The organism is Enterobacter sp. RHBSTW-00994 (genome assembly GCF_013782625.1).
GTDB lineage: Bacteria > Pseudomonadota > Gammaproteobacteria > Enterobacterales > Enterobacteriaceae > Enterobacter.
On record NZ_CP056199.1, the window covers coordinates 2,781,607 to 2,807,679 of the forward strand.

The 26,073-nt window shown below is 51.9% G+C and carries 25 protein-coding genes; 10 read left to right on the forward strand and 15 right to left on the reverse strand.

Translation table 11 applies throughout. The features are described from left to right. Positions 1 to 167: 167 nt before the first annotated feature. Positions 168 to 1,643 carry a glucose-6-phosphate dehydrogenase gene (zwf, locus tag HV346_RS13360; RefSeq protein ID WP_181619822.1) on the reverse strand — a complete coding sequence of 492 codons (1,476 nt, stop codon included), beginning with the start codon at positions 1,641 to 1,643 and terminating at the stop codon, positions 168 to 170. Positions 1,644 to 1,999: 356 nt separating this feature from the next. Here zwf and HV346_RS13365 point away from each other — a divergent pair, with 356 nt between their 5' ends. Together HV346_RS13365 and pyk are read left to right on the forward strand one after the other, a co-directional pair. Then, a complete protein-coding gene (locus HV346_RS13365) occupies positions 2,000 to 2,869 on the forward strand; it encodes a MurR/RpiR family transcriptional regulator (RefSeq protein WP_181623778.1) in 870 nt (289 codons plus the stop codon). A 123-nt stretch (positions 2,870 to 2,992) separates the two neighbouring features. Continuing rightward, positions 2,993 to 4,435 carry a pyruvate kinase gene (gene pyk, locus HV346_RS13370; RefSeq protein ID WP_181619823.1) on the forward strand — a complete coding sequence of 481 codons (1,443 nt, stop codon included), beginning with the start codon at positions 2,993 to 2,995 and terminating at the stop codon, positions 4,433 to 4,435. A 49-nt stretch (positions 4,436 to 4,484) separates the two neighbouring features. On the opposite strand, the gene lpxM is transcribed toward pyk, so the two are convergent. The 3 genes from lpxM to znuA all read right to left on the reverse strand — a co-directional run bounded on the left by lpxM (position 4,485) and on the right by znuA (position 7,855). Next, on the reverse strand, positions 4,485 to 5,456 hold the full coding sequence (gene lpxM / locus HV346_RS13375) for a lauroyl-Kdo(2)-lipid IV(A) myristoyltransferase (protein ID WP_181619824.1): 972 nt from the start codon (positions 5,454 to 5,456) through the stop codon (positions 4,485 to 4,487). 119 nt (positions 5,457 to 5,575) lie between these two features. Further along, complete coding sequence (gene mepM / locus HV346_RS13380; RefSeq protein ID WP_181619825.1) at positions 5,576 to 6,895, reverse strand: murein DD-endopeptidase MepM; 1,320 nt, start codon at positions 6,893 to 6,895, stop codon at positions 5,576 to 5,578. Positions 6,896 to 6,910: 15 nt separating this feature from the next. Next, entirely contained in the window at positions 6,911 to 7,855 is a 945-nt protein-coding gene (znuA, locus tag HV346_RS13385; protein ID WP_181623779.1) for a zinc ABC transporter substrate-binding protein ZnuA, read from the reverse strand. Between the two features lie 77 nt (positions 7,856 to 7,932). Here znuA and znuC point away from each other — a divergent pair, with 77 nt between their 5' ends. Together znuC and znuB are read left to right on the forward strand one after the other, a co-directional pair. Then, entirely contained in the window at positions 7,933 to 8,688 is a 756-nt protein-coding gene (znuC, locus tag HV346_RS13390) for a zinc ABC transporter ATP-binding protein ZnuC (protein WP_181619826.1), read from the forward strand. After that, positions 8,685 to 9,470 (forward strand): zinc ABC transporter permease subunit ZnuB, encoded by a 786-nt coding sequence (gene znuB, locus HV346_RS13395; protein ID WP_181619827.1) that lies wholly within the window; start codon positions 8,685 to 8,687, stop codon positions 9,468 to 9,470. Before znuC ends, znuB begins: the two co-directional genes overlap by 4 nt. Positions 9,471 to 9,525: 55 nt before the next feature. On the opposite strand, the gene ruvB is transcribed toward znuB, so the two are convergent. The 6 genes from ruvB to aspS all read right to left on the reverse strand — a co-directional run bounded on the left by ruvB (position 9,526) and on the right by aspS (position 15,096). Next, entirely contained in the window at positions 9,526 to 10,536 is a 1,011-nt protein-coding gene (gene ruvB, locus HV346_RS13400) for a Holliday junction branch migration DNA helicase RuvB (protein ID WP_181619828.1), read from the reverse strand. An 8-nt stretch (positions 10,537 to 10,544) separates the two neighbouring features. Beyond that, positions 10,545 to 11,156: a Holliday junction branch migration protein RuvA gene (gene ruvA, locus HV346_RS13405; protein WP_181619829.1), complete on the reverse strand. Its 612-nt coding sequence runs from the start codon at positions 11,154 to 11,156 to the stop codon at positions 10,545 to 10,547. Between the two features lie 193 nt (positions 11,157 to 11,349). Next, the gene (ruvC, locus tag HV346_RS13410) at positions 11,350 to 11,871 is read right to left on the reverse strand and encodes a crossover junction endodeoxyribonuclease RuvC (RefSeq protein ID WP_003859749.1); all 522 of its coding nucleotides are present in this window, start codon (positions 11,869 to 11,871) and stop codon (positions 11,350 to 11,352) included. A gap of 111 nt (positions 11,872 to 11,982) precedes the next feature. Beyond that, the gene (locus HV346_RS13415; protein ID WP_181619830.1) at positions 11,983 to 12,723 is read right to left on the reverse strand and encodes a YebC/PmpR family DNA-binding transcriptional regulator; all 741 of its coding nucleotides are present in this window, start codon (positions 12,721 to 12,723) and stop codon (positions 11,983 to 11,985) included. A 140-nt stretch (positions 12,724 to 12,863) separates the two neighbouring features. Next, positions 12,864 to 13,307, reverse strand: coding sequence for a dihydroneopterin triphosphate diphosphatase (gene nudB, locus HV346_RS13420; RefSeq protein ID WP_181619831.1), 444 nt, complete (start codon positions 13,305 to 13,307; stop codon positions 12,864 to 12,866). A 1-nt stretch (position 13,308) separates the two neighbouring features. Continuing rightward, positions 13,309 to 15,096, reverse strand: a complete 1,788-nt coding sequence (gene aspS, locus HV346_RS13425; protein WP_181619832.1) for an aspartate--tRNA ligase — start codon at positions 15,094 to 15,096, stop codon at positions 13,309 to 13,311. A 266-nt stretch (positions 15,097 to 15,362) separates the two neighbouring features. Between aspS and HV346_RS13430 the strand changes: the two genes are divergently transcribed. The 5 genes from HV346_RS13430 to cmoB are packed head-to-tail and all read left to right on the forward strand — an operon-like array spanning position 15,363 to position 18,943. Next, positions 15,363 to 15,929: a hydrolase gene (locus HV346_RS13430; RefSeq protein ID WP_181619833.1), complete on the forward strand. Its 567-nt coding sequence runs from the start codon at positions 15,363 to 15,365 to the stop codon at positions 15,927 to 15,929. Continuing rightward, positions 15,926 to 16,744, forward strand: coding sequence for a DUF72 domain-containing protein (locus HV346_RS13435; RefSeq protein WP_181619834.1), 819 nt, complete (start codon positions 15,926 to 15,928; stop codon positions 16,742 to 16,744). The genes HV346_RS13430 and HV346_RS13435 overlap by 4 nt, the downstream gene beginning before the upstream one ends. 51 nt (positions 16,745 to 16,795) lie before the next feature. Then, the gene (locus tag HV346_RS13440) at positions 16,796 to 17,191 is read left to right on the forward strand and encodes an MAPEG family protein (RefSeq protein WP_181619835.1); all 396 of its coding nucleotides are present in this window, start codon (positions 16,796 to 16,798) and stop codon (positions 17,189 to 17,191) included. Between the two features lie 40 nt (positions 17,192 to 17,231). Then, entirely contained in the window at positions 17,232 to 17,975 is a 744-nt protein-coding gene (cmoA, locus tag HV346_RS13445; protein WP_181619836.1) for a carboxy-S-adenosyl-L-methionine synthase CmoA, read from the forward strand. Then, entirely contained in the window at positions 17,972 to 18,943 is a 972-nt protein-coding gene (gene cmoB, locus HV346_RS13450; protein WP_181619837.1) for a tRNA 5-methoxyuridine(34)/uridine 5-oxyacetic acid(34) synthase CmoB, read from the forward strand. Before cmoA ends, cmoB begins: the two co-directional genes overlap by 4 nt. Positions 18,944 to 19,082: 139 nt before the next feature. Here cmoB and cutC read toward each other — a convergent pair whose 3' ends face one another. Both cutC and HV346_RS13460 read right to left on the reverse strand, forming a co-directional pair. Next, positions 19,083 to 19,826, reverse strand: coding sequence for a copper homeostasis protein CutC (cutC, locus tag HV346_RS13455; protein ID WP_181619838.1), 744 nt, complete (start codon positions 19,824 to 19,826; stop codon positions 19,083 to 19,085). 86 nt (positions 19,827 to 19,912) lie between these two features. Continuing rightward, positions 19,913 to 20,473 (reverse strand): VOC family protein, encoded by a 561-nt coding sequence (locus HV346_RS13460; RefSeq protein WP_181619839.1) that lies wholly within the window; start codon positions 20,471 to 20,473, stop codon positions 19,913 to 19,915. A 239-nt stretch (positions 20,474 to 20,712) separates the two neighbouring features. On the opposite strand from HV346_RS13460, the gene argS reads away from it, so the two are divergent. Next, entirely contained in the window at positions 20,713 to 22,446 is a 1,734-nt protein-coding gene (argS, locus tag HV346_RS13465) for an arginine--tRNA ligase (protein ID WP_181619840.1), read from the forward strand. Positions 22,447 to 22,492: 46 nt separating this feature from the next. On the opposite strand, the gene HV346_RS13470 is transcribed toward argS, so the two are convergent. The 3 genes from HV346_RS13470 to HV346_RS13480 form a co-directional block, all read right to left on the reverse strand. Beyond that, on the reverse strand, positions 22,493 to 23,632 hold the full coding sequence (locus HV346_RS13470; protein ID WP_181619841.1) for a glycoside hydrolase family 105 protein: 1,140 nt from the start codon (positions 23,630 to 23,632) through the stop codon (positions 22,493 to 22,495). Between the two features lie 4 nt (positions 23,633 to 23,636). Continuing rightward, a complete protein-coding gene (locus HV346_RS13475) occupies positions 23,637 to 25,220 on the reverse strand; it encodes an MFS transporter (RefSeq protein WP_181619842.1) in 1,584 nt (527 codons plus the stop codon). A 317-nt stretch (positions 25,221 to 25,537) separates the two neighbouring features. After that, the gene (locus HV346_RS13480) at positions 25,538 to 26,047 is read right to left on the reverse strand and encodes a DUF805 domain-containing protein (protein WP_181619843.1); all 510 of its coding nucleotides are present in this window, start codon (positions 26,045 to 26,047) and stop codon (positions 25,538 to 25,540) included. Between the last annotated feature and the right edge of the window lie 26 nt (positions 26,048 to 26,073).

Genomic DNA, 26,073 nt, shown 5'->3' on the forward strand with positions numbered 1-26,073 from the left:
CTGAAACGCTTGGTGTCCGGAGCTCAGGGGCAAAATCGCTTCCGGCAGTGTAATAAAAAAAGCTCCGTGGGTGAATCCACACGGAGCTTAAAAGTTTAAAAATTATGCCACTAACTGTGTTAGATCATGTTACCGGTAAAATAACACCTCTGGATTAGAGAGATAGGTTACTCAAACTCGTTCCAGGAGCGGCCATCACGGGTGATCATCGCTACCGATGCGACCGGTCCCCAGGTCCCTGCCTGGTATGGCTTAGGCGCATCTTGATCGGCAGCCCAGGCCTCGGTGATTGAATCGACCCATTTCCACGCCTCTTCCACTTCATCACGGCGCACAAACAGTGCCTGAATGCCGCGCATGGTTTCCAGCAGTAAACGCTCGTAAGCATCGGCCAGATGTGTTTCGTTGAAGGTTTCGGAATAGCTCAGATCCAGCTTGGTGGTTTGCAGATTGTGTTTGTGATCCAGGCCCGGCACTTTGTTCAGGATCTGAATATCCACACCTTCGTCTGGCTGGAGACGGATGGTCAGCTTGTTCTGCGGCAGCTCCTGCCAGGACTCTTTGAACAAGTTCAGCTCTGGGTTTTTGAAGTACACGACCACTTCAGAACATTTAGCTGGCAGACGTTTCCCGGTACGCAGATAGAACGGAACCCCCGCCCAACGCCAGTCATCGATATCGACGCGGATCGCTACAAATGTCTCAGTGTTGCTGGACTTATTTGCCCCCTCTTCTTCCAGATAGCCCGGGACTTTTTTACCCTGAGCAAACCCTGCGGTGTACTGACCGCGAACGGTTTTCTCACGCACATTCGAGCGATCGATGCGACGCAGAGATTTCAGCACTTTAACTTTGGCATCACGAATGCTGTCAGCCGTCAGATCCGACGGCGGAGACATCGCAATCATGCACAGAATTTGCAGCAGGTGGTTCTGGATCATGTCGCGCATCTGACCTGCCTGGTCAAAGTAACCCCAGCGACCTTCGATACCCACTTCTTCGGCCACGGTAATTTCCACGTGATCGATAGTCCGGTTATCCCAGTTGTTCACAAACAGCGAGTTCGCAAAACGCAGGGCCAGCAGGTTAAGCACCGTCTCTTTACCCAGATAATGGTCAATGCGGTAAACCTGGCACTCTTCGAAATATTCGCCTACCTGGTCGTTGATTTCGCGGGAGGTCGCAAGAGACGTGCCCAGCGGTTTTTCCATGACCACGCGCGCAGGTTTAGCGTTCAGTTTCGCTTCGCCCAGGCCTTTGCAGATGGCGCCAAACGTGCTTGGCGGCATCGCGAAATAGTTAATGGTGACACGGTTTTTCTGGTCCAGCATCTCACCCAAACGGCTAAACGCGCTGACGTCGTTAACGTCCAGGTTACAGAAATCAAGACGTCCGCTCAGCGTATCCCATAAACTTTCATCAATTTTCTCTTTCATGAACGTTTCGAGCGCTTCGCGCACGACTTTGGTATATGCGTCCTTGTCCCAGTCGGCGCGCCCTACACCCAGGATACGGGTATCCGGATGAAGTTGGCCCGCTTTCTCCAGTTGATACAGGGAAGGCAGCAATTTTCGGCGTGCAAGATCGCCTTTCGCGCCGAAAATGACCAGGTCACATGCCTGGGCTGTTTGCGTTACCGCCATGTCATTCTCCTCAGTTGGATAACCTGGTACTTCTGCCAGGTATCGTTGTAATTTTATTACAATGCACTGTACTGCTTTTACGTCATTCCCGAAACCATTAGCGCTTAGCCTCGCGTGCGATACCGCGATTTTTGCGTTGCCTGGTACATAACATCCAGTAACGACGCGAAAAGCGTTGAATATTTGTACTATCGACTCACTGTAAAACCCGACAGTGATCAAGTAATGAAAAAAAACAACAACATTTCTTGTCGTACATTACCCTTTAGGGAAGTCACAGGGGTAATATCGACTGAATCGAATCATGATTTCATCCATCAATGAAATCGTTTTCACCCATGAGCGCCTGGTTAACGATGAACATGCTGGAAAAAATCCAGTTTCAACTGGAACACCTTAGCAAATCCGAGCGAAAAGTGGCTGAAGTTATTCTTGCTTCTCCTGCTCAGGCGATTCATTCAAGCATCGCCACCCTGGCACAGGAATCAGGCGTCAGCGAACCGACGGTAAATCGATTCTGCAGAAGCCTCGAAACGCGTGGCTTCCCTGATTTTAAACTGCATCTCGCACAAAGTCTGGCAAACGGTACGCCGTATGTTAATCGCAATGTCGATGAAGACGACAGTGTTGATGCCTACACCGCCAAAATCTTTGAATCCGCTATGGCAACGCTTGACCATGTCCGCCAGTCGCTGGATATGGCATCCGTAAACCGTGCTGTTGATTTACTGACACAGGCAAAGAAAATCGCGTTCTTTGGGCTGGGTTCATCCGCCGCTGTCGCCCATGATGCGATGAACAAATTCTTTCGTTTCAACGTGCCGGTGATCTATTCCGATGACATCGTGCTGCAACGCATGAGCTGTATGAATTGTAGTGAAGATGATGTCGTGGTTCTCATCTCGCATACCGGACGCACAAAAAGCCAGGTTGAACTGGCTCAGTTGGCGCGGGAGAACGATGCTATCGTCATCGCACTCACAACAGCAGGTACGCCGCTGGCAAGAGAAGCAACACTTGCTATCACACTGGATGTGCCCGAAGACACTGACATGTATATGCCGATGGTGTCTCGTTTGGCTCAGCTTACGGTGATTGATGTGCTGGCAACCGGTTTTACCTTGCGTCGTGGCACAAAATTCAGAGATAACTTGAAGCGTGTCAAGGAAGCGCTCAAGGAATCGCGTTTTGATAAAGAACTGCTTATGAAAAGCGATGTTCCCTAATAGTTAATAACTAAGATGTAACGATTCACGGCATTCGGTCCGTTCCTTGTTGCCTTGCAGCGAGCAGAACGCCGATTTAATGTTCACGCAACACCAAAGTTGTTTCAGTCAACGGAGTATTACATGTCCAGAAGGCTTCGCAGAACCAAGATCGTAACCACCTTAGGCCCGGCAACCGATCGCGATAATAATCTTGAAAAGATTATTGCCGCCGGCGCAAACGTGGTGCGTATGAACTTCTCTCACGGTACACCGGAAGATCATAAATTACGTGCAGATAAAGTGCGCGAAATTGCGGCAAAACTGGGCCGCCATATCGCTATTCTCGGCGACCTGCAAGGGCCGAAAATTCGCGTATCAACCTTCAAAGAAGGTAAAGTATTCCTCAATATCGGCGACAAATTCCTGCTGGATGCCAACCTGAGTAAAGGCGAAGGTGATAAAGAGAAAGTCGGTATCGACTATAAAGGCTTGCCTGCTGACGTCGTTCCTGGCGACATTCTGCTGCTTGACGACGGTCGCGTTCAGTTGAAAGTTCTGGAAGTTCAGGGGATGAAAGTGTTCACCGAAGTCACTGTCGGCGGACCACTGTCTAACAACAAAGGCATCAACAAACTTGGTGGTGGCCTGTCAGCCGAAGCGCTGACCGATAAAGACAAAGCTGACATCATTACTGCGGCGCAAATTGGCGTGGACTACCTGGCGGTCTCCTTCCCACGTTGTGGCGAAGATCTGAACTATGCACGCCGTCTGGCTCGCGATGCAGGTTGTGATGCGAAAATTGTTGCTAAAGTCGAACGTGCTGAAGCGGTCTGCAATCAGGATGCCATGGACGATGTGATTCTGGCCTCTGATGTTGTGATGGTTGCCCGTGGCGACCTGGGTGTAGAAATTGGTGACCCGGAACTGGTCGGCATCCAGAAGGCGCTCATCCGCCGTGCACGCCAGTTGAACCGTTCAGTCATCACGGCAACCCAGATGATGGAGTCCATGATCACCAACCCGATGCCAACCCGTGCAGAAGTTATGGATGTGGCAAACGCCGTGCTGGATGGTACGGATGCCGTCATGTTATCTGCTGAAACGGCAGCGGGCCAGTATCCGGCCGAGACCGTAGCGGCTATGGCGCGTGTGTGCCTGGGTGCTGAAAAAATCCCAAGTATCAACGTTTCTAAACACCGTCTGGACGTACAGTTCGATAACGTGGAAGAAGCCATCTCCATGTCTGCAATGTATGCAGCGAACCATCTGAAAGGCGTCACAGCAATCATCACCATGACCGAATCTGGCCGTACCGCACTGATGACATCCCGTATCAGCTCCGGATTGCCTATTTTCGCCATGTCTCGCCATGAGCGAACGCTGAACCTGACGGCACTGTATCGCGGTGTGACACCGGTTTACTTCGATAGCACCAACGATGGCGTTATCGCGGCTACCGATGCCGTAAACCTGCTGCGTGATAAAGGGTATTTGGTCTCTGGCGATATCGTCATTGTGACTCAAGGTGATGTGATGAGCACTATCGGCTCAACCAACACCACGCGCGTAATGACCGTCGAATAATAAAGGCGGGATGTACGAGCCCCTCACCTTTTCAGGGCGAGGGGCTTTTTTATTTCTTTGGGAATAATTCTTTGCGCTTGTAGGGCTCTTTTTCGCCCGGTTTGCGCGTTTTGAGTAGCTTCAGTATCCACGTGTACTGTTCGGTATGCGGCCCCACCAAAATTTCCACTTCTTCATTCATACGACGCGCAATGGTGTGATCGTCAGCGTTCAGCAAATCATCCATAGGTGGACGAACCTCAATGCTTAAGCGGTGCGTTTTACCATCGTAGACAGGAAAAAGCGGGATCACGCGCGCCCGGCACACTTTCATCAAGCGACCAATAGCAGGCAAGGTTGCTTTATAGGTGGCAAAGAAGTCCACAAACTCGCTGTGTTCCGCACCGTGGTCCTGATCCGGTAAATAGTAGCCCCAGTACCCCTGACGCACGGACTGAATAAACGGTTTGATACCGTCGTTACGCGCATGCAGGCGCCCACCAAAGCGTCGACGTACCGTATTCCACACGTAATCGAAGATTTTATTCCCCTGATTATGGAACATGGCCGCCATCTTCTGCCCCTGGGCAGCCATCAGCATCGCAGGGATATCCACGCCCCAACCGTGTGGCACTAAAAAGATCACTTTTTCATCATTGCGCCGCATTTCTTCAATGATTTCCAGCCCTTTCCAGTCAACGCGCGAGAGGATTTTTTCAGGCCCACGTAACGCCAGTTCCCCCATCATCGCCATCGCCTGAGGCGCGGTGGTAAACATGGCATCGATGATCGCCTCACGCTCGGCATCACTTTTGTCAGGGAAGCAATAATACAGGTTGATTTGCGCACGGCGGCGGGCACTTTTACCCATCCGCCCCGCCAAAAGACCTATTTTACCGAGGAGAGGATCACGCACAGAGGCAGGTAACAAAGCAATACCTGCAAACGCATACACACCAAGCCAGGCTCCCCAGTTGCGCGGATGACGAAATGACGGCTCAAACTCAGGAATATATTCACTGTTATTTTTTTTTGTTTCCATGCTGGTTCCAGGGTCTGGTGACGCAGAAATTAAGAATAATGAGATAGTGTAGCGAGGCAGGCTACTTCGTACAAAAGAAAAAGCCGGCGCACGGTGCGCCGGCCTTAACAAACGAGGACTTAATCAAAACGCAGTTGCGGTGCGACCTCTTTTACCTGCGCCAGGTAGTCCGTGCGATCTTTCCCGGTCAGCCCCTCAGTGCGCGGCAGTTTCGCCGTCAGCGGGTTCACTGCCTGCTGGTTGATCCACACTTCATAATGCAGATGTGGACCGGTAGAACGTCCAGTGTTACCCGAAAGGGCAATACGATCGCCGCGTTTCACTTTCTGCCCTGGCTGTACCAGCAATTTACGCAGATGCATGTAGCGAGTGGTGTAGGTGCGTCCGTGGCGAACAGCCACATAATACCCGGCAGCGCCACTGCGTTTAGCCATCACGACTTCACCGTCACCGACAGCCAGCACTGGCGTACCCTGTGGCATCGCAAAGTCGACACCACGGTGTGGAGCAACTCGCCCTGTCACCGGGTTCAGGCGACGCGGGTTAAAGTTAGACGAGACGCGGAATTGCTTGGACGTCGGGAAACGCAGGAAGCCTTTCGCAAGCCCTGTACCGTTGCGGTCGTAGAACTTACCATCTTCAGCACGAATGGCGTAGTAATCCTTACCATCAGAACGCAGACGCACACCGACCAGTTGGCTCTGCTCACGCTTACCGTCAAGCATTTCGCGGGACATCAGCACCGAGAACTCATCACCTTTTTTGAGTTTCCTGAAATCCATCTGCCACTGCATGGCCCTGATCACAGAACTGATCTCCGCACTGGTGAGACCAGCATCACGTGCACTGGCCACAAAGCTTGCACCGACTGTTCCTTTCAGGACGTTATTAACCCAATCGCCTTGCTGAACTTCACTGCTCATTTTGAAACCGTTTTCAGTACGATCGTAGGTACGGGTTTCGCGACGAGAGACTTCCCACGTCAGGCGCTGTAAATCACCATCCGCAGTCAGTGTCCATGAAAGTTGCTGACCAATCTTCAGGTTTCGAATGTCTTTATCTGCTGCCGCAAGCTGGCTGATATCACCCATATCAATGCCATACTGATTAAGAATGCTACTGAGCGTATCGCCTGTGGAGACGACATATTCATGCATACCCGCTTCAGACGAGGTTTTATCGTCTAACTCATCTTGCGGGATGGCTTCGTCTTCCTGTGCAGCCTGATCGATCGGTTCACTGGCTTCTGGTAACAAAGAACGGATCTCGTTCTTCTCAAGTTCGATGGTTTTAACGATAGGGGCAGAATGTGGATGGTACACATAGGGCCGCCAGACGGCGACCGCTAAGGTAAGTACAGTAAGCGACCCCAGCATGACGCGGTGGGGTCGTGGCATGTTATTAAATGCCAGAGCGACAGAGCGGGCTATCTGTTGCACGTATTCACTTCCTCGTTAATCTCCTTTCAGGCAGCTCGCATACTGGTTCGCCAGTTGGCTGAGAAACTGTGAATAGCTCTCTTTGCCCAACTTAACAGGGGTTCCAAGCGGGTCCAGGGTTCCCATGCGCACGGAAGTTCCCCTGGCCACGGCTTCCACGACCGCTGGCCTGAACTGTGGCTCAGCAAAAACGCACGTCGCTTTTTGCTCAACCAACTGTGTTCTGATCTCATGTAAACGCTGCGCACCGGGCTGAATTTCAGGATTGACGGTGAAGTGACCAAGCGGGGTCAAGCCGTAGTGTTTTTCGTAGTAGCCATAGGCGTCATGAAAAACGAAATATCCTTTACCTTTCAATGGTGCGAGCTCGTTACCAACCTGCTTATCGGTTGCGGCTAATTGTGCCTCAAAATCCTTCAGGTTGGCGTCAAGTCTGGCTCGACTTTGCGGCATAAGTTCCACTAATTTGTCGTGGATTGCAACCGCCGAGAGCCGCGCTATCTCTGGCGAAAGCCAAAGATGCATGTTGTACTCGCCATGATGGTGATGGTCGTCACCTTTTTCGCCTGTGGCATGGTCATGGTCATGTTCGTCACCATCGTCATCAGCCCCTTTCATGAGCAACGGTTTCACACCTGGCAGCTCAGCAATAGTTACCTGTTTTTGCGCAGGAACCTGCTTGGCCGACTTTTGCATGAAGGCTTCCATCTCAGGGCCAATCCATACAACTAAGTCCGCGTTCTGTAAGCGTTTTACATCCGAAGGACGCAGAGAGTAATCATGTTCTGAAGCCCCATCAGGCAGTAAGACTTGTGTCTCCGTTACCCCGTCCGCAATGGCTGAGGCAATGAATCCTAATGGCTTAAGCGAAGCGACAACGGCGGCGTTAACATCTTGTGCTGTTGTACCCCAAAGGGCAGCGGATAATGCTGCGAAAAGAAGCGTATTTTTATGTAACATAATGCGACTAATCATCGTAATGAATGCGTGGAATGTGATATTATAACATTCGATGACTTCTGCAAGCTTAAATTGACATGACGACTTTGGTTTCTCTCGAAAATATTTCGGTGTCATTCGGTCAGCGCCGCGTCCTCTCTGACGTCTCGCTGGATCTGAAACCCGGCAAAATTTTAACGCTGCTTGGCCCTAATGGGGCAGGTAAATCGACACTGGTGCGCGTGGTTCTTGGGCTGGTAACACCTGACACGGGTGTTATCAAGCGCGATGGCAAGTTACGCATTGGCTACGTGCCGCAAAAATTACACCTGGATGCGACCCTGCCGCTAACGGTCAGCCGTTTTCTGCGGTTGCGCCCCGGTACGCGTAAAGATGACGTGCTTCCCGCGTTAAAACGTGTTCAGGCAGGACATCTGATGGATGCCCCCCTACAGAAGCTTTCGGGTGGCGAAACACAGCGAGTGTTACTCGCGCGGGCACTGTTGAGCCAGCCCCAGTTGCTGGTACTTGATGAACCGACTCAAGGGGTTGACGTCAACGGCCAGGTTGCGCTGTACGATTTAATCGACCAACTGCGGCGTGAACTTGATTGTGCGGTACTGATGGTCTCTCACGATCTGCATCTGGTGATGGCAAAAACAGATGAAGTTCTGTGCCTTAACCACCATATTTGCTGCTCTGGCACGCCAGAAGTGGTCTCAATGCATCCTGAATTTATCTCTATGTTCGGCTCCCGTGGGGCCGAACAGTTGGGTATTTATCGTCATAACCATAATCACCGCCATGATTTGCAAGGACGAATTGTGCTGCGTCGGGGCAATGGACACTCATGATTGAACTGTTACTTCCCGGCTGGCTGGCCGGAATTATGCTGGCCTGCGCGGCTGGACCGTTAGGCTCTTTTGTCGTCTGGCGCAGAATGTCCTACTTTGGTGATACCTTAGCCCACGCTTCTCTGCTCGGTGTGGCCTTTGGCCTGCTGTTGGATGTAAATCCTTTCTACGCCGTCATTGTTGTAACTCTGCTGCTGGCTGCAGGTCTGGTGTGGCTTGAAAAACGCCCTCACCTCGCAATTGATACGCTGCTTGGCATCATGGCACACAGTGCCCTCTCACTGGGTCTGGTGGTGGTCAGTCTGATGTCTAACATCCGCGTCGATCTGATGGCCTACCTGTTCGGCGACCTGTTGGCTGTCACACCAGAAGACCTGATCTCCATCGCCATTGGTGTTGTTGTGGTACTGGGCATTTTATTCTGGCAGTGGCGCAATTTGCTGGCGATGACCGTTAGCCCGGATCTCGCGTTTGTCGATGGTGTTAAACTGCAGCGCGTGAAACTACTGCTGATGCTGGTCACGGCGTTAACCATTGGTGTGGCAATGAAGTTTGTTGGTGCATTGATTATTACATCTCTGCTGATCATCCCTGCGGCAACAGCGCGTCGCTTTGCCAGAACACCGGAGCAAATGGCGGGAGTCGCGGTCATTATCGGTATGATTGCGGTCACTGGGGGGTTAACCTTCTCGGCGTTCTACGATACGCCAGCGGGCCCGTCAGTGGTGCTGTCCGCGGCGCTGCTGTTTATTCTGAGTATGATGAAGAAAACCGCAAGTTAAGCTGGAGGGCGATGAGATGCCCTCACCCTCTCCCGCCGGGAGAGGGAAGCGTCAGCTAAGGCATCTCTGGTGGGGTGATCCCGAAATGATTCCAGGCCCGGACTGTCGCCATACGCCCACGTGGCGTACGTTGTAAAAAACCCTGCTGGATCAAATAGGGTTCAAGCACATCTTCAATGGTTTCGCGCTCTTCACCGATAGCGGCTGCCAGGTTATCGAGCCCCACCGGACCGCCAAAGAATTTATCCAGCACCGCCAGCAGTAACTTGCGGTCCATATAATCGAAACCTTCGGCATCCACATTCAACATATCCAGTGCCTGAGACGCAATCTCCACCGAGATTGTGCCATCGTGTTTCACCTCTGCAAAATCACGCACGCGGCGCAGCAAACGGTTTGCAATACGCGGTGTTCCACGAGAGCGTTTAGCCACTTCGAATGCCCCTTCATCACTCATTTCCAGCCCCATATAGCGTGCGCTACGGCTGACAATGTGCTGAAGATCAGGAACCTGATAGAACTCCAGGCGTTGCACAATCCCAAAACGATCGCGCAAGGGAGAGGTCAAAGAGCCCGCGCGCGTTGTTGCGCCAATCAGCGTAAACGGCGGGAGATCGATTTTAATCGAGCGCGCAGCAGGACCTTCGCCAATCATGATATCCAGTTGGTAATCTTCCATTGCCGGATAGAGCACCTCTTCAACAACAGGTGACAAACGGTGGATTTCATCGATGAACAACACGTCATGAGGCTCAAGGTTGGTGAGCATCGCCGCCAGGTCACCGGCTTTCTCCAGTACCGGGCCTGATGTAGTACGCAGATTGACGCCCATTTCATTGGCGACAATATTAGCAAGCGTCGTTTTACCCAGACCTGGCGGGCCAAAAATGAGCAGGTGATCGAGCGCATCGCCACGCAGTTTTGCCGCCTGGATGAAGATTTCCATCTGCGAACGAACCTGCGGCTGGCCAATATACTCATCAAGCAGCTTTGGGCGAATCGCACGATCCACGACATCTTCTGGCGTGTTACTGGCGGCAGAGACCAGGCGGTCTGCTTCAATCATCCTTTACCTCACAATGCGGCGCGCAGCGCTTCGCGGATCAGGGTTTCACTGCTGGCATCCGGTTTGGCAACCTTGCTGACCATACGGCTGGCTTCCTGAGGCTTGTAGCCCAGTGCCACCAGTGCAGCAACCGCTTCCTGTTCAGCATCATCAGATGCCGGAGAATCAGGAGAGGTCAGCACCAGATCGGCTGCCGGCGTAAAGAGATCGCCATGCAGACCTTTAAAGCGATCTTTCATTTCGACAATCAGACGTTCCGCCGTCTTTTTCCCGATACCAGGAAGTTTAATCAATGCCACAGGATCTTCACGCTCAACGGCGTTAACAAACTGCTGAGCCGACATGCCGGATAAAATCGCCAGCGCCAGTTTCGGCCCCACGCCATTGGTTTTAATCAGTTCACGGAACAGGGTGCGTTCCTGTTTATTGTTAAACCCATACAACAGTTGTGCATCTTCACGCACGACAAAATGGGTGAAAACAATGGCTTCTTTTCCGGCATCAGGAAGCTCATAGAAACAGGTCATTGGCATGTGTACTTCATAGCCCACGCCTCCCGTTTCAAGCAGTACTAACGGGGGTTGTTTTTCAATGATGATGCCTCTGAGTCTGCCTATCACATGACGCTCCTGCGTTCTGGAAGAAGTTATGCCCTAAATAATTCGAGTTGCAGGAAGGCTGCAAGGGAGTAAATCCCCAGGAGCGAACACCCGTAAGTGACTGGGGTGAGCGAGTGCAGCCAACGCTCATGCAACTTGAAGTATGACGAGTATAATAAAAAAAGGCTGGATAAACATCCAGCCTGATTTGTTATTATCGTAACCTGCCTCGTGCCAGATTGAGCCGCGACTCACTCATCTGCATCGCATTTTGGCTGACATGGCAGTGAGTTATCGCAATTGCCAGCGCATCGGCGGCATCAGCCTGTGGGTTAGCCGGCAGCTTCAGCAAGGTGCGCACCATGTGCTGTACCTGACTTTTCTCTGCACTACCAATCCCCACGACCGTCTGCTTCACCTGACGTGCGGCATATTCGAACACCGGAAGATCCTGGTTCACTGCCGCGACAATCGCCACCCCACGAGCCTGACCCAGTTTCAGCGCCGAATCGGCGTTTTTCGCCATAAAGACCTGCTCAATGGCAAAATAGTCTGGCTGAAACTGAGTAATGATTTCCGACACACCTGCATAAATGAGCTTCAGCCGTGACGGCAAATCATCGACTTTGGTGCGAATACAACCACTACCAAGGTAGGTTAGCTGGCGTCCAACCTGACGGATGACGCCATAGCCAGTGACGCGTGAGCCAGGGTCAATCCCGAGGATTATCGACATCACGCGTCTCCTGTAAACGGTTCATGCACCCTATATAATTCGAGCGCCAGGAAGGTAAGCGAACGCAAACAACGCACCTGTCGCCTGAAGTATGACGGGTATACGCTCTCATCAGAGAGTCGCCGCAACCTCATCCGAGATTTCACCGTTGTGATACACTTCCTGCACGTCGTCGCAGTCTTCAAGCATGTCGATCAGACGCAGCAGTTTTGGCGCAGTCTCTGCATCCATATCCGCTTTGGTTGACGGAATCATCGAGACTTCTGCGTTATCCGCTTTCAGACCAGCAGCTTCCAGCGCATCACGTACAGCGCCCATCTCTTCCCATGCGGTATAAACGTCAATCGCACCGTCGTCGAAGGTTACAACGTCTTCAGCACCGGCTTCCAGCGCCGCTTCCATGATCACATCTTCGTCGCCTTTCTCGAAGGAGATGACGCCTTTTTTGCTGAACAGGTAAGCAACTGAACCATCAGTTCCCAGATTACCGCCGGTTTTGGTGAACGCATGACGCACTTCCGCAACGGTACGGTTACGGTTGTCAGACAAGCATTCAACCATCACTGCAGTACCGCCAGGGCCGTAACCTTCATAAATGATGGTTTCCATGTTCGCGTCGTCATCACCGCCAACACCACGCGCAATAGCACGGTTCAGGGTGTCACGCGTCATGTTGTTAGACAGCGCTTTATCAATCGCTGCACGCAGACGTGGGTTTGAAGCGGCATCGCCGCCACCCAGACGCGCTGCGGTTACCAGCTCACGAATGATTTTAGTAAAAATTTTACCGCGTTTAGCATCCTGTGCCGCTTTGCGGTGTTTGGTGTTGGCCCACTTACTATGACCTGCCATAAAAAGTTCCTCAAAAATTATCCTTCGCCTTTCAGCTACCGGGTGCGTTGGCTGCGCCCGCTCATACCGGTCACTTACCAACGTAAGCGTCTGGTGATTCGCGACCTTGCCGCCTTCCTGGTAACTGAAATGCCTGGAAATTAATTAACATTAATTACAAATTCTTCAATCGCCTGCCGATTGCTCCACGACTTGGTCAGTGCGGCGGCATCCGCCGCATCTACCCAGCGGTAGGTCAAATGTTCAGTGAACACGATCTCCCGTTCGTGGGGAAGCGCAAGACAGAACCAGGATTCCGTATTACGGTCGATGCCCGGCGCATAGCGATGGCGTAAATGGCTAAAAATTTCAAACTCCACCGTGCGCTGACAGTCCTTCAGGGTCAGTTGCTCAAGAGCAACATCGATAGTGACCTCTTCCTTTACTTCACGCACGGCAGCCTGCAATGCGGTTTCCCCCTCTTCCAGACTGCCGGTAACCGACTGCCAAAAATCAGGGTCATCGCATCGCTGCAACATCAGCACCCGTTTCGTGTCCTGGGCATAGATAACGACTAAGACAGAAATGGGGCGCTTATATTGCATATTATTCGTTCTCCGAAATCTCTTTTGACACTTTCGGCAAAACCTGGATGCCCAGTTCAGTCAGAGAGGCCGGGTTAGCAAAGCTCGGCGCTTCAGTCATCAGACACGCCGCTGCTGTGGTTTTCGGGAAGGCAATAACATCACGAATGTTGTCAGTGCCGGTCAGCAGCATGGTCAGGCGATCAAGACCAAACGCCAGACCTGCGTGCGGCGGCGTACCGTATTTCAGCGCATCCAGCAGGAAGCCAAACTTCTCACGCTGTTCTGTCTCGTTGATACCCAAAATACCAAACACCGTCTGCTGCATTTCACCGCTGTGAATACGCACGGAACCGCCACCCACTTCGTAGCCGTTGATGACCATGTCATAGGCGTTAGCTACCGCATCTTCCGGAGCAGCTTTCAGTTCAGCAGCCGTCATGTCTTTCGGTGAGGTGAATGGGTGGTGCATTGCAGTCAAACCACCTTCGCCGTCTTCTTCAAACATTGGGAAGTCGATAACCCAGAGCGGAGCCCATTTGGTTTCGTCGGTCAGGTTGAGGTCTTTACCCAGTTTCAGACGCAGTGCGCCCATCGCATCGGCAACGACTTTCTTGTTGTCTGCGCCGAAGAAGATCATGTCGCCGTCTTGCGCACCAGTGCGCTCAAGGATCGCTTCCACGATTTCCACATTCAGGAATTTCGCGACCGGGCTGGTAATACCGTCCAGACCTTTTGCTCGCTCGGTCACCTTAATGTAGGCCAGGCCTTTCGCGCCGTAGATCTTGATGAAGTTGCCGTAGTCGTCAATCTGTTTACGGCTAAGAGCTGCACCACTCGGTACACGCAGAGCAGCAACACGGCCTTTTGGATCGTTAGCCGGGCCAGAAAATACCGCGAACTCGACGGATTTTACCAGGTCAGCCACGTCCACAAGCTCCATTGGGTTACGCAGGTCTGGTTTGTCTGAGCCGTAACGACGCTCCGCTTCAGCAAAGGTCATGATTGGGAAATCACCCAGCTCTACACCTTTCACGTCGTTCCACAGTCCGCGCACCAGCGCTTCCATCACTTCACGCACCTGTTCGGCAGTCATGAAGGAGGTTTCTACGTCGATCTGGGTAAATTCTGGCTGACGGTCAGCACGCAGGTCTTCGTCACGGAAGCATTTTACGATCTGATAGTAGCGATCAAAACCGGACATCATCAGCAACTGTTTGAACAGCTGTGGAGACTGTGGCAACGCATAGAATTTGCCTTTATGAACGCGGGACGGGACCAGGTAATCGCGCGCGCCTTCTGGCGTGGCTTTGGTCAGCATCGGGGTTTCGATGTCGAGGAAACCGTGATCATCCATAAAGCGGCGCACCAGGCTGGTGATTTTCGCGCGTGTTTTCAGACGCTGAGCCATTTCTGGGCGACGCAGATCCAGATAACGGTATTTCAGGCGAGCTTCTTCCGTATTGACGTGGTTTGAGTCAAGCGGCAGCGCTTCTGCGCGGTTGATGATCGTCAGATCGGAGGCCAGTACTTCGATTGCGCCAGTCGCCATTTCAGCGTTGATGTTCTTCTCATCACGCGCGCGCACCGTACCGGTCACCTGGATGCAGAATTCATTACGCAGTTCAGAAGCCAGCTTCAATGCATCCGCGCGATCCGGATCGAAGAACACCTGAACGATACCTTCACGGTCGCGCATATCGATGAAAATAAGGCTACCAAGATCACGACGACGGTTGACCCAACCACACAAGGTAACTTGCTGTCCGACATGGGACTGACGCAGCTGCCCGCAATATTCTGTACGCATGAGATATCCCTTAATTAGCCGCAGGCTGATTGTCGCCTCTGTTCCAGGCTACTTTTGTCGCAGCTTTAACTGTATGTCACCACTGGGTGAAAAAAGGCGGCTATTATACTGAAAATTCCGCCATACGATAAGAGAGAAGCGCGCCTGACGCACGTTTGCTGCACTCTTATTGCGCATTCTCACAAAAATTAACAAAATTATCCGATCTTCATCCCCCCTTTACGTCGTAAGGTGTGGCCAAAGCGATTCATTTTACTGGAGTAACCATGTTGACATTTGATGCCACTAAAACTGCCCTTGTCGTGATTGATTTACAGGAAGGGATACTGCCCTTTGCCGGTGGCCCTCATACCGCAGGGAATGTGGTCGACCGTGCTGCCCGCCTGGCAGAAAAATGTCGTCGTGTTGGCGCTCCGGTTGTCCTGGTCCGTGTAGGTTGGTCTGAAGACTTCGCTGAAGCATTAAAACAGCCCGTCGATGCGCAAGCGCCTGCTCACGCACTGCCTGCTAACTGGTGGGCTTATCCAGAAAAACTGGGTAAATGCGACAGCGATATTGAGGTAACAAAGCGTCAGTGGGGCGCATTCTACGGAACCGATCTCGAATTACAGCTGCGCCGCCGTGGCATTGACACCATCATTCTGTGTGGGATCTCCACCAACATCGGCGTGGAATCTACCGCCCGCAACGCCTGGGAACTGGGCTTTAACCTGGTGATTGCAGAAGATGCATGCAGCGCGGCATCGGCTGACCAGCATAAGGGCAGCATGACAAACATCTTCCCGCGCATTGGGCGTGTACGCAGCACAGAAGAGATCGTAAGCGCGTTATGATCTATCTGGGCCTTCCCCAATGGTCGCACCCGAAATGGGTGCGGCTGGGTATCACCAGCCTCGAAGAGTACGCCCGACACTTCAACTGTGTCGAAGGCAATACCACGCTGTACGCCTTGCCAAAGGCCGAAATTGTGGCGCGCTGGCACGAACAAACCACCGATAGCTTCCGCTTTTGCTTTAAGTTTCCGGCAACCATTTCCCACAACGCAGCGCTGCGTAACTGCGGTGATTTGACCGAGGAATTTTTGAGCCGAATGTCGCCGCTGGCAAACCGAATCGGACAATACTGGCTCCAGCTTCCCGCCACGTTTGGCCCGCGAGACCTGCCTGCGCTGTGGCAGTTTCTTGATACGTTGCCTCGTGAGTTCACTTACGGTGTCGAAGTGCGACACCCTGATTTTTTCGCAAAAGGTGACGCGGAAAAAGCGCTTAATCGCGGCCTGCATGAGCGCGCGGTGAATCGTGTCATCCTCGACAGCCGACCGGTGCATAGCGCCATTCCACATAATGAGGCGGTTATTGAGGCTCAACGGAAAAAACCAAAGGTTCCCGTGCATGCGGTTGTCACCGCCACGAACCCAATGGTGCGCTTTATCGGGAGTGACAATATGCAGCAGAATCAGGCGATGTTTGCCGTCTGGCTGCGCACGTTGCCTGTATGGGAGCAAACCACTACGCCCTACCTTTTCCTGCATACTCCGGATATTGCCCAGTCACCTGAACTGGTCGATGCTCTCTGGCAAGCCTTACAAACTGCGGTTCCGTCGGTCGGACCAGCGCCTTCTATCCCACAACAATCTTCTCTTTTCTGATATCAGCCCCTATCATATAGACGAGCCATCTGCCAAAAACAGGGAGTTTGTATGGTCAGCGCGCTGTATGCCGTGTTAGGTGCATTACTGCTGATTAAGTTTTCGTTTGATGTTGTGCGCCTGAGAATGCAGTATCGCGTCTCCTACGGTGATGGTGGTTTTTCTGAGCTGCAAAGCGCCATTCGCATTCATGGCAACGCGGTGGAATACATTCCTGTCGCGCTCGTTTTGTTGCTGTTTATGGAGATGAACGGCGCGGAAACCTGGATGGTTCACGTTTGCGGTCTTCTGCTGATTGCAGGCCGGTTAATGCATTACTACGGTTTTCATCATCGCTTATTTCGCTGGCGTCGTTCTGGCATGAGTGCAACCTGGTGTTCGCTGTTGCTGATGGTGCTGGCTAACCTTTGGTATATGCCGTGGGAGTTGGTTTTCTCTTTCCATTAGCGCACAATACGCCACTTTATTTTTCCCGGATGTTTACGTTATGTCTGATCGCGACACGCTTTTTTCCGCGCCTATCGCCAGCCTTGGCGACTGGACCTTTGATGAACGGGTAGCCGAAGTCTTCCCTGACATGATCCAGCGCTCTGTTCCAGGTTATTCCAATATTATCTCCATGATCGGCATGCTGGCTGAACGCTTCGTTCAGCCTGGTACGCAGGTTTATGACCTGGGTTGTTCGCTTGGGGCCGCAACGCTGTCCGTTCGTCGTAACATTCATCATGACGGTTGTAAGATCGTTGCGGTTGATAACTCCCCGGCAATGGTCGAACGCTGCCGCCGTCACCTCGATGCCTACAAAGCACCCACGCCAGTGGATGTCATTGAAGGTGATATCCGCGAGATCAACATTGAAAATGCGTCAATGGTGGTCCTGAATTTTACCCTGCAGTTTCTGGAGCCTGACGACCGCCAGTTGTTGCTGGACAAAATTTATAAAGGCCTGAACCCTGGCGGCGCGCTGGTGTTATCTGAGAAATTCAGTTTTGAAGACGCCAGCGTGGGCGAATTGCTGTTCAACATGCACCACGACTTTAAGCGCGCCAATGGCTACAGCGAACTGGAGATCAGCCAGAAACGCAGCATGCTGGAAAATGTGATGCTGACGGACTCCGTTGAAACGCACAAAGCGCGTCTGCATCGCGCTGGCTTCGAGCACAGCGAACTCTGGTTCCAGTGTTTTAACTTTGGCTCACTGGTGGCATTGAAAGCAGAGGTGGCTGCATGATCGAGTTCGGTAACTTTTATCAGTTGATTGCCAAAAATCATCTTTCTCACTGGCTGGAAACACTGCCTGCGCAAATTGCCACCTGGCAACGCGAGCAACAACATGGCCTGTTAAAACAGTGGTCAAACGCCGTTGAGTTTCTGCCTGAACTGACGCCTCACCGTTTAGATCTCCTGCACAGTGTCACGGCAGAAAGCGAAGAGCCGCTCAGCCCTGGGCAGTTAAATCGCATTGAAACGTTGATGCGTAACCTGATGCCCTGGCGCAAAGGCCCCTACTCCTTATATGGCGTGAATATCGACACTGAATGGCGCTCAGACTGGAAATGGGACCGCGTGTTGCCACATCTGTCTGACCTGAGCGGTCGAACCATTCTGGATGTTGGCTGCGGCAGCGGTTACCACATGTGGCGTATGATTGGCGCAGGCGCACATCTTGTTGTCGGCATCGACCCTATGCAACTGTTCCTGTGCCAGTTTGAAGCGGTACGTAAATTACTGGGTAACGATCAGCGGGCGCACCTTCTCCCGCTTGGGATAGAGCAACTTCCAGCCTTAAATGCCTTTGATACCGTCTTCTCCATGGGCGTGCTCTATCATCGCCGTTCCCCACTGGAACACCTCTGGCAGCTAAAAGATCAGCTGGTGAACGGAGGCGAGTTGGTACTGGAAACGCTGGTTGTCGACGGCGATGAAAATACCGTACTGGTTCCAGGCGATCGCTACGCGCAGATGCGTAATGTCTATTTTATTCCTTCTGCCCTGGCGCTGAAAAACTGGCTGGAGAAGTGTGGCTTTGTTGATGTGCGTATTGCAGATGTGAGCGTAACCTCAATCGAGGAACAACGCCGTACAGACTGGATGGTAACCGAATCACTGGAGCAATTCCTCAACCCGGAAGACCACAGCAAAACCATTGAAGGCTATCCAGCGCCGATGCGTGCAGTGTTGATTGCCACCAAACCGTAATGTTCCCCTCATCCCGTCCCTCCCCCCACAGGAGCGAGGGTTAGGGGAATAAAAAAAGGCCCCTGTTGAAATTGCAGGGGCCTGGTACAAGCAAGCATCATATTGGGCGACATGATGCGCGGTAAAAATCGCTACGTTGCTACACGTGATAACGTTCAATCATCGATTTCATTACCGCAACCGACTCTCCATCTACACCGTAGCGGGAATACTCATCCGCCTCAGCATCCGTCGACATTGACAACCCTGTATTGCGATATCGCATAGGTGAAGGCGTCCACTTGCCTGCTGAGCTATGAAGCTCTTCTACCCCTGCGTTTAAAAACTTATCCAGATTGCTGGCACGGACTCCCGCACCCGCCATGACTATTGGAACACCGGAATGGGCTTTTAGTTCCGTAATTAATTGCAAACCTTTTTCAGCCGACGCTTGCTGGCCCGATGTGAGAATGCGCGCCACACCAAGTTCTGCAAGATTATCAAATGCCTGAAGCGGATCGGCACACATATCAAAAGCACGATGAAAAGTGACCGCCAGCCCCTCTGCCGCCTTCATAACCTGACGCATACGCGGCATATCGACATGGCCCTCTTCATCCAGCAGGCCGATGACCAGGCCCTGGAATCCAAGATCGCGTACCAGCCTGATATCATCAAGCATGGCACTGAACTCATCCGTCGTATAACAAAAATCTCCACCACGCGGACGAATAATCGGGTGAACCGGAATCGTCACCTCACGGCGAACTGACATCAACACACCGTATGACGGTGTTAATCCACCTTCTTTCGGCGCCGCACACAACTCGATACGGTCAGCACCGTAATGTTGCGCGGTGACGGCACACTCCATGCTGTAACAACAAATCTCCAGCAGCGCCATTCCTTCCTCCTTAACGTCCCTAAAACGAGCTATCATCCCACGCCTTCCACTTTGGGACTCAGCGTAAGTTCACAAAGTCTTACGTGTTATTCTTCACTGGCGACAATCTGTTCGATTGTCCACGGATGAAATTTTACAGTCACTTTCCCGTCGGTAACGGCAAGCGTGGGGTTTGGTAACCGCTCGCGCTCACCTTTTGGGGAACTGGTTTTTACAAAAACACCCGGTTTGCTTAACCCATCATCAGAGAGCAGCGACAACGCCCTGGCATTCAGGGTTTCAGGGTCACCAGGCAAGACAATTTCGATATGCTCCCACCCTTCATGCGGATAACGTTTCTCTCCCGGCCAGGGCAACTCGACAACAGTGAATTGCCAGTGCGCCACGCAGACGGGCTCATGTAATTTAAACAAGCAGATGGGACGGCCATTAATGATGTTTTCTGAGAGCAACTCACCACACTGTTCAAATCCACGACGCCAGCGCTCGGCGGTGGCATTCTGATGGCAGCGCAGAGAAATGTGATCTGCTTCAAGCGGCGCGATATCCAGTCCAAGACGGGTGGCAAGTTCTGTGAACGCCTGAGTGAAACGGGGTAAATCTGCGGAAATATCATGCAGTTCGTCAATGGATAGCCAGTTCGCCATAAGTCAGTCTCTTATCGTGTCGCAAAGCCGCTAATTTACTCTGTTGCCAGACGTCAACCAACCGCTGAATTCGGGTTTTTATTCCTGCATGTTTATGCAGACCTTCTCCGCCTGGATTCTGAGCGATCTTCCCCCCGCGCAATGCTGACGCCAGAAGGCATTTGCAGTATACTCCCGCCCTAAATTCTTAAACTGCCGTGGGTGTTGGTTAACCCGCGTCAAAAACGTAAGGTATCCAGGTGAATATTCAGGCTCTTCTCTCAGAAAAAGTCAGTCAGGCACTGATTGCCGCAGGTGCGCCTGCGGATTGCGAACCCCAGGTTCGTCAGTCAGCAAAAGTACAGTTTGGCGACTATCAGGCTAATGGCGTGATGGCAGTGGCTAAAAAACTGGGCATGCCGCCGCGACAACTCGCTGAGCTGGTGCTGACTCATCTGGATCTGGACGGTATCGCCAGTAAAACAGAAATCGCCGGTCCTGGTTTTATTAACATTTTCCTTGAGCCTGCTTTCCTGGCACAACATGTTGACGCGGCGCTGAAATCCGACCGTCTTGGTGTGAGCCAACCACAGGCGCAGACGGTAGTTATTGACTACTCAGCACCTAACGTTGCGAAAGAGATGCACGTTGGTCACTTGCGCTCCACCATCATCGGTGATGCCGCTGTCCGCACGCTGGAGTTTCTGGGTCACAAAGTGATCCGCGCTAACCACGTCGGTGACTGGGGTACGCAGTTCGGCATGCTGATCGCTTACCTGGAAAAACAACAGCAGGAAAATGCTGGTGAAATGGCACTGGCGGACCTGGAAGGTTTCTACCGCGAAGCGAAAAAACATTACGACGAAGATGAAGTGTTTGCTGAACGCGCCCGTAGCTACGTAGTGAAGCTGCAAGGTGGCGACGAATACTTCCGTGAGATGTGGCGCAAGCTGGTCGACATCACCATGTCCCAGAATCAGCTGACTTATAACCGCCTGAACGTAACGCTGACCCGTGACGATGTGATGGGTGAAAGCCTCTACAACCCAATGCTGCCGGGTATCGTGGCCGATCTTAAAGCAAAAGGCCTGGCAGTCGAGAGTGAAGGTGCTACGGTTGTGTTCCTTGATGAATATAAAAACAAGGAAGGCGAACCTATGGGCGTCATCATCCAGAAAAAGGATGGTGGCTACCTGTACACGACGACGGATATTGCCTGCGCGAAATATCGTTATGAAACGCTGCATGCCGATCGTGTGCTCTACTATATCGACTCCCGTCAGCACCAGCACCTGATGCAGGCATGGACCATCGTGCGTAAAGCCGGCTACGTGCCAGATTCTGTTCCACTGGAACACCACATGTTCGGCATGATGCTGGGCAAAGACGGTAAGCCGTTCAAAACCCGTGCGGGCGGTACAGTGAAGCTGTCCGATCTGCTGGACGAAGCGCTGGAACGTGCCCGTCGTCTGGTTGCAGAGAAAAACCCGGATATGGCCGCAGAGGAGCTGGAAAAACTGGCTAACGCAGTCGGTATTGGCGCAGTGAAATACGCCGATCTCTCCAAAAACCGTACCACCGACTACGTGTTTGACTGGGATAACATGCTGGCGTTTGAAGGTAACACCGCGCCATACATGCAGTATGCTTACACCCGCGTACTGTCCGTGTTCCGTAAAGCTAACATTGACGAAAACGTGCTGGCTAATGCTGCCGTTGTGATCGGCGAAGATCGTGAAGCGCAGCTGGCGGCTCGCCTGCTGCAATTTGAAGAGACGCTGGGCGTCGTTGCCCGTGACGGCACACCGCATGTAATGTGTGCTTATCTGTATGACCTGGCGGGTCTGTTCTCTGGTTTCTACGAACACTGCCCTATTCTCTCTGCCGAGAATGACGCGGTACGTCACAGCCGTTTGAAACTGGCGCAGCTGACGGCGAAAACCCTGAAGCTGGGTCTGGATACCCTGGGTATCGAAACCGTAGAACGGATGTAATGATCGTTTCATAAAAAAACCCGGCCAGTGCCGGGTTTTTTTATTATCAGAAGTATTTCCGCAGATATTCCGTCAGGCAGAGGATCGCCATGGCCTGTCCATACGGCATTGAGGTGAGTGGGATCTCTCGATAAAACACCAGGTTACTCCCCATACCAGTTCCAAATGACGTTTGCAGCAACTCTCCTTCCGGCGAAATATTCTGCACAATGCCGCGAATCGCCTTTTCAGCCACGTCCGCGAATTCCGCGCCGACATAGCGCTTACGCACCGCTTTCAGGATACCGTAGGCAAACCCTGCCGTGGCCGATGCCTCAAGATAGGAATCCGGATCGTCCAGCAGCGTATGCCAGAGACCACTTTCATCCTGGCATTTCGCCAGAGCAGAAATTTGCGCGTTGAGTACCTGAACCAGATAGCGGCGAACGGCATTATTTTCCGGTAAATCAACCAGTTCCAGGAAATCCGGGATCACGATAGTCAGCCAGCTATTTCCCCGCGCCCAGCGGGCGTTCGCGAAGTTATGCTGCCCATCGTAACTCCAGCCGTGGAACCACAGCCCTGTTTCGCGATCCATCAGATTTTGAACATGCAAAAGGAACTGATACACCGCCTCTTCCACGTATTCCGGTCGATTAAGCAACTTACCGATTTTCGCCAGTGGCAGGACGGTCATCATCAGCGTGTCATCCCACATCTGCTGATGATTCTCTTCGGCGAGGGTGATGTGTTGCATACCGCCATGGTCGGTACGCGGCATCTCATACATCGCCCATTCAGCCCAGCTATCCAGCCACGGTAGCCAGGCCGGGTTTTTGGTCTCTTCATAGCGAGAGGCAAGCGTTAAGAACGGCGCCATGGTATTGACGTTTTTGGTGGTCGCCCCTTCACGGAATCGATCAGTAAACCAGCTGTCAATAATGTCACGCATGCTCTCATCGCCGGTCTGGCAGTAATACTGCCAGATACCGTAAAGACCAACGCCATGCGTCCACTCCCATCCCGCCCATCCTTTGGTGTCGATCACGCGCCCGTCGTCCAGCCGCAGTAAGAAATCGCCCGTTTTGTCATGGATATTGACCAGATTTAGCGTCACTTTTTTAATCAGTGATTTCAGTTCATCCCTGGCGATAAAACGCTCAGGTTGACGCAGTAACGGACTCTGTTTGACAGGCCAAACCTTCATAATCTTAACCTCTGTTATATGTCGAATTCAGTACCGTACGATCCTTCAGGGAAGGTGCAGCAGGCTTATTGCGATTGAGATAACCGATGTTGTTGTTGCCCCACAACGATTCGTACGGCATACCGGCCAGCATTTCCACGGTGGCGCGGGCCTGCGGAGTGGCTCCTTCAGGCATAGCCCGACCAGACTCGCGCATTTTTGCCGTCTCTTCGCGCAATGTGCTGTGTGTTTGTAAATTCAGTTTGAAGCGTAATGACACCAGGAAGCCGCAAATCAGAACGGCGATCGTGCCAAAGCTCAGGATCATCAGAATGGTGTGACTCACTTCCGCAGGCTGTACTTTTTGTCCACTGACAAAACCAGACATCTGCATCACGATGCCCACCAGCATTATCGCCCCTGCCTGAGACGCCTTACGGGTAAGCGTCATGATCCCCGCGAAGATCCCCTCACGCCGCTGGCCAGTGATCACTTCGTCCACATCGGCAATATAGGTGTAAGTATTCCATGGCACGTAGTTGATACCGCCGCGCCCCAGACCTGCCACCGCAGAAACCAGCAGCAGCAATGAATAGAGATCACTCAGACCGGCGTAGTAGAGCACTGCGTAAGACATTGACGCCAGGCCAAACAACACGACAACCATACGATATGACGGCGCGGGCCCGAACCGGATGCAAAGCGGGATCATGGCAATCACAGCGATGAACTGGAAGATAGCCATTGTACCCAGCAGGTTTGAGGCCATTGAGGCTTCCTGCATCAGGACGAATACCACGTAATACGTAAAGACCGCGTTGAACACGTCCTGAGCAATATACCCGCCGAGATACATCCCCAGATGCTGGCGGAATATCTTGATACGCAGCGTAGAACTTAACTCCACAAACAGCCGATTGAGACTTTGCCCTAATGAGAGTTTCTTTTTCTCTTCTTCAGCACGCAACGCCGCTTCCGTCCACTCTTCACGCGGGCGTTCCCAGGTAAAGAACCACACGAACGTCAGCATCAGCGCACAAAGAACGGAGAACACCAGGCTCGCATAGAAAAAGGAGACAGCATTGTCCTTACCGAATTGCGTCAACAAAATACCCGGCAGGAAGGAAGCCAGAATGGCTGACATCTGCGCCATTGAGATACGGGCGCCCGAAAACTTGGTTTTCTGTTTGAAGTCATCGGTCATTTCCGGCACTAAGGTTTCGTAGGGCACTAAGATCATGGTGTAAACAACATCAAACACCAGATAAGTCAGCAAGTAATACCAGAAGCCCATGTCCCCTACCCACATCAGGGAATAGCTAAATACGCAGGGGATACCAATCAGAATAAAGAACTTACGGCGACCAAAGCGTTTGCCAAGCCAGGTTGTGCCAAAGTTATCGGTTAAAAAGCCCATTAATGGGCTGACTACCGCATCCAGCACCCTTGCCGCAGCAAAGATGAACGTAGCTTCAATAGGTGAGAGTCCACAGAAGGTCGTATAAAAATATAAAAGCCAGGCCGCGGTCAGCGCAGTTGTGCCCGCGCCGAGGAAATCGCCTGACCCATAAGCAAGATAATTTGCGAGTCCAATTTTACGTGTTTTCATTGCCGTCAACCCTAATCAGTTTTAGGAGACTCCCTGTAAGCAAACCTCGTCCGGGAGCTTTTACACGGCTACAGTAAAAGTATCGCTTTGTTGATACCTTTCTGTTTCTGCCATCGCAAAGAATCGCGTGGCAAAAACGCAAAGAGTGTCGTTACGCGTGTCACCGATTTATAAAACAGCGTTTCTTTTGCATCAAAAGAGAGGGTCAATTTTGAGATCCAGTCATCAGAATAACCTGGTGACTGGGTGAAAAATGGGCAAGACGCGGGCAAGATACCCTGATGTTTCCGGCACACGGCCAGCACACAGACATGTTTTTAATGTTGTGCTTTCGTTTTTGTCGGTAAGCAACATAGCCACAGCGTATAAAAGACGGCAATCGAATTTAATACCATACTGATAACACTCGTTATCTGCTGCCCAGAGGTGTCATCTGTTATTGCAACAATGGCATTATGAATTCCAGTAAGAATAAGAGGCAGCACAAACAGGTTTACCAAAAGCGCTCCGCCGAACCACCAACCTGATCTTCCTGTATCGTGCATTCTTCTGATACCAAGAGAAATTATCGGTGCTAACAGTATTAATGGAGCAAATGTCTGAAGAGGAAAGTAGACAAACCAGGCCCATACCAGCATCATTCCGCCTCTGCTGGTATGGTCTGCCATAAAACCGACCAAACATAAGTAGCTTATTCCGGCAATGCATAAAATGATAACGGCATTGACTAATATAAATAGAAATAATTCTCTGCGTGTCGTCTGACCTTTATAGACAAAGGTTTTCTTCCAGCCTTCAAGGTAACACTCCATGATACTTTTATTCATTAATCCATCCTTTTTAAAATAAACAC

Coding starts and splice junctions, on each gene's coding strand:
- zwf (WP_181619822.1), bottom strand. CDS start 1,643: ATGGCGGTAACGCAAACAGCCCAGGCATGTGACCTGGTCATTTTCGGC.
- HV346_RS13365 (WP_181623778.1), top strand. CDS start 2,000: ATGAACATGCTGGAAAAAATCCAGTTTCAACTGGAACACCTTAGCAAA.
- pyk (WP_181619823.1), top strand. CDS start 2,993: ATGTCCAGAAGGCTTCGCAGAACCAAGATCGTAACCACCTTAGGCCCG.
- lpxM (WP_181619824.1), bottom strand. CDS start 5,456: ATGGAAACAAAAAAAAATAACAGTGAATATATTCCTGAGTTTGAGCCG.
- znuA (WP_181623779.1), bottom strand. CDS start 7,855: ATGTTACATAAAAATACGCTTCTTTTCGCAGCATTATCCGCTGCCCTT.
- znuC (WP_181619826.1), top strand. CDS start 7,933: ATGACGACTTTGGTTTCTCTCGAAAATATTTCGGTGTCATTCGGTCAG.
- znuB (WP_181619827.1), top strand. CDS start 8,685: ATGATTGAACTGTTACTTCCCGGCTGGCTGGCCGGAATTATGCTGGCC.
- ruvB (WP_181619828.1), bottom strand. CDS start 10,536: ATGATTGAAGCAGACCGCCTGGTCTCTGCCGCCAGTAACACGCCAGAA.
- ruvC (WP_003859749.1), bottom strand. CDS start 11,871: ATGTCGATAATCCTCGGGATTGACCCTGGCTCACGCGTCACTGGCTAT.
- HV346_RS13415 (WP_181619830.1), bottom strand. CDS start 12,723: ATGGCAGGTCATAGTAAGTGGGCCAACACCAAACACCGCAAAGCGGCA.
- nudB (WP_181619831.1), bottom strand. CDS start 13,307: ATGCAATATAAGCGCCCCATTTCTGTCTTAGTCGTTATCTATGCCCAG.
- aspS (WP_181619832.1), bottom strand. CDS start 15,096: ATGCGTACAGAATATTGCGGGCAGCTGCGTCAGTCCCATGTCGGACAG.
- HV346_RS13430 (WP_181619833.1), top strand. CDS start 15,363: ATGTTGACATTTGATGCCACTAAAACTGCCCTTGTCGTGATTGATTTA.
- HV346_RS13435 (WP_181619834.1), top strand. CDS start 15,926: ATGATCTATCTGGGCCTTCCCCAATGGTCGCACCCGAAATGGGTGCGG.
- HV346_RS13440 (WP_181619835.1), top strand. CDS start 16,796: ATGGTCAGCGCGCTGTATGCCGTGTTAGGTGCATTACTGCTGATTAAG.
- cmoA (WP_181619836.1), top strand. CDS start 17,232: ATGTCTGATCGCGACACGCTTTTTTCCGCGCCTATCGCCAGCCTTGGC.
- cmoB (WP_181619837.1), top strand. CDS start 17,972: ATGATCGAGTTCGGTAACTTTTATCAGTTGATTGCCAAAAATCATCTT.
- cutC (WP_181619838.1), bottom strand. CDS start 19,826: ATGGCGCTGCTGGAGATTTGTTGTTACAGCATGGAGTGTGCCGTCACC.
- HV346_RS13460 (WP_181619839.1), bottom strand. CDS start 20,473: ATGGCGAACTGGCTATCCATTGACGAACTGCATGATATTTCCGCAGAT.
- HV346_RS13470 (WP_181619841.1), bottom strand. CDS start 23,632: ATGAAGGTTTGGCCTGTCAAACAGAGTCCGTTACTGCGTCAACCTGAG.
- HV346_RS13475 (WP_181619842.1), bottom strand. CDS start 25,220: ATGAAAACACGTAAAATTGGACTCGCAAATTATCTTGCTTATGGGTCA.
- HV346_RS13480 (WP_181619843.1), bottom strand. CDS start 26,047: ATGAATAAAAGTATCATGGAGTGTTACCTTGAAGGCTGGAAGAAAACC.